This is a genomic window from Streptomyces sp. NPDC048434 (assembly GCF_043200375.1).
In the GTDB taxonomy this organism is placed as follows: Bacteria; Actinomycetota; Actinomycetes; order Streptomycetales; family Streptomycetaceae; genus Streptomyces.
In genome coordinates this window covers 1-2,445 of the sequence record NZ_JBICXQ010000087.1, presented here as the reverse complement: position 1 = coordinate 2,445, position 2,445 = coordinate 1, and the positions used below count along the sequence as shown (strand labels likewise).

Sequence of the window (2,445 nt, the reverse complement as noted above, 5' to 3'; positions counted from 1 at the left end):
TGGGCGTCAAGCTCACCGAACTGCGCCCCGAGCAGGCCGCCTACATCGGCGTCCAGGTCGAGGGCCCGTACAAGCCCGACCACTACCGCTACTGACCACCCCCGGAACCGCCGACACCAGGAGTGCACATGTCCCGCCGCCTGTTCACCTCGGAGTCCGTGACCGAGGGCCACCCCGACAAGATCGCCGACCAGATCAGTGACACCGTCCTCGACGCGCTGCTGACGGCGGACCCCGCTTCCCGGGTCGCCGTCGAGACCCTCATCACCACCGGGCAGGTGCATCTCGCCGGTGAGGTGACCACCACCGCCTATGCCCCGATCGCCGCCCTCGTCCGCGAGAAGATCCTCGACATCGGCTACGACTCGTCCGCCAAGGGCTTCGACGGCGCCTCCTGCGGCGTCTCCGTCTCCCTCGGCGCCCAGTCCCCCGACATCGCGCAGGGCGTCGACACCGCATACGAGAAGCGGGCGGCGGACGCCGTCTCCGGCGCGGAGACCGATGAGCTCGACGGCCAGGGCGCCGGCGACCAGGGCCTGATGTTCGGCTATGCCTGCGACGACACCCCCGAGTTGATGCCGCTGCCGATACAGCTGGCGCACCGGCTCTCCCAGCGGCTGACGGAGGTCCGCAAGGACGGCACCGTGCCCTATCTGCGCCCGGACGGCAAGACACAGGTCACCATCGAGTACCTCGGCAGCCAGCCGACCCGTCTGGACACCGTCGTGGTCTCGTCCCAGCACGCCTCCGACATCGACCTGGACGCGCTACTGGCCCCCGACATCCGCGAGTTCGTCGTCGAGCACGTCCTCCAGCAGCTGGCGGACGACGGCATCAAGCTCGACACCGACGGCTACCGGCTGCTGGTCAACCCGACCGGCCGCTTCGAGGTCGGAGGCCCCATGGGCGATGCAGGTCTCACCGGCCGCAAGATCATCATCGATACGTACGGCGGTATGGCCCGGCACGGTGGCGGCGCCTTCTCGGGCAAGGACCCGTCCAAGGTCGACCGCTCCGCGGCCTATGCGATGCGCTGGGTGGCGAAGAACGTCGTCGCGGCCGGACTGGCCCGCCGCTGTGAGGTCCAGGTGGCCTACGCGATCGGCAAGGCGCAGCCCGTGGGCCTCTTCATCGAGACCTTCGGCACCGCCGTGGTGGCCACCGAGCGGATCGAGAAGGCCGTTACCGAGGTCTTCGACCTCCGGCCGGCGTCCCTCATCCGCGACCTCGATCTGCTCCGCCCGATCTACGCAAAAACGGCCGCCTACGGCCACTTCGGCCGGGAGCTGCCGGAGTTCACCTGGGAGCGCACCGACCGGGTGGACGCCCTGCGCAAGGCCGCAGGAGTCTGAGATGCGCATCGCCGTCAGCGGCTCCATCGCCACCGACCACCTCATGGCCTTCCCCGGAAGGTTCACCGACCAGCTCCTGCCGGACCAGCTGGCCAAGCTCTCGCTCTCCTTCCTCGTCGATGCCCTGGACGTCCGGCGTGGCGGGGCCGCCGCCAACATCGCGTACGGCCTCGGTGTCCTGGGGCTCAACCCCGTACTGGTCGGTGCCGTGGGCGACGACTTCGCGGAGTACCGGGTCTGGCTCAAGGACCACGGGGTCGACACCGACGTCGTCCATGTCTCCGCGACCCGGCAGACGGCGCGCTTCCTCAGCCTGACCGACCGGGACCTGAACCAGATCGCCGCCTTCTACGCGGGCGCCATGACGGAGGCACGGGACCTCGGCATCCCGCAGGTCGTGCAGCACACGGGCGGTCTCGACCTGGTGCTCGTCTCCCCGAACGACCCCGAGGCGATGCTGCGGCACACCGCTGAGTGCCGCGCCGCGGGCATCCCCTTCGCCGCCGACCCCTCGCAACAGCTCGCCAGCCTGGACGGTGCACAGGTGAGAGAGCTCGTGGACGGGGCGCGCTGGCTGTTCACCAATGAGTACGAGGCGGCCCTCCTCCTGGAACGCACCGGATGGCAGCGCCAGGACGTGCTGCGGCGGGCCGGGACCTGGGTCACCACCCTCGGTGCGGACGGCGTACGGATCGATCGCGACGGCGCGGAGCCGTGCCGGGTGCCGGCCGTCCCGGCCGGGGCGACGGCCGACCCGACCGGTGCGGGCGACGCCTTCCGCGCCGGTTTCCTCGCCGCGACGAGCCGGGGGCTCCAGCCGGCGGCCGCGGCGCAGCTGGGCTGCGCGCTGGCCACCGCAGCGCTGCGCACGACGGGCCCGCAAGAGTACGACGCACGCCCCGCCGGCCTGCTCGCGGACCTCACCACCGCCTATGGGCCCGGCGCAGCCCGGCTGTTCACCTCATGGCTGGGAGCACTCTCGTGAGCGCCCGCGTCGAATCGCTGCGTGAGGCGTTGGCCTCGCGGGTGGTGGTCGCCGATGGGGCGATGGGCACCATGCTGCAGGCGCAGGATCCGTCCATGGAGGACTTTC

At 70.9% G+C, this 2,445-nt stretch carries 3 protein-coding genes; all 3 read left to right on the top strand.

Annotation, left to right across the window (positions count from 1 at the left end; translation table 11 throughout):
* A partial coding sequence (locus ACGFWI_RS38965) for an adenosylhomocysteinase (RefSeq protein ID WP_355793786.1) occupies positions 1 to 95 on the top strand: 95 nt, incomplete at its 5' end.
* Between the two features lie 33 nt (positions 96 to 128).
* Positions 129 to 1,352 (top strand): methionine adenosyltransferase, encoded by a 1,224-nt coding sequence (gene metK, locus ACGFWI_RS38960; protein ID WP_393910796.1) that lies wholly within the window; start codon positions 129 to 131, stop codon positions 1,350 to 1,352.
* A gap of 1 nt (position 1,353) precedes the next feature.
* On the top strand, positions 1,354 to 2,337 hold the full coding sequence (locus ACGFWI_RS38955; RefSeq protein WP_393910795.1) for a carbohydrate kinase family protein: 984 nt from the start codon (positions 1,354 to 1,356) through the stop codon (positions 2,335 to 2,337).
* Positions 2,338 to 2,445: the final 108 nt, after the last annotated feature.

Excerpts from the sequence above, each read along its gene's own strand:
- ACGFWI_RS38955 (WP_393910795.1), top strand. The coding sequence starts at position 1,354 with ATGCGCATCGCCGTCAGCGGCTCCATCGCCACCGACCACCTCATGGCC.
- metK (WP_393910796.1), top strand. The coding sequence starts at position 129 with ATGTCCCGCCGCCTGTTCACCTCGGAGTCCGTGACCGAGGGCCACCCC.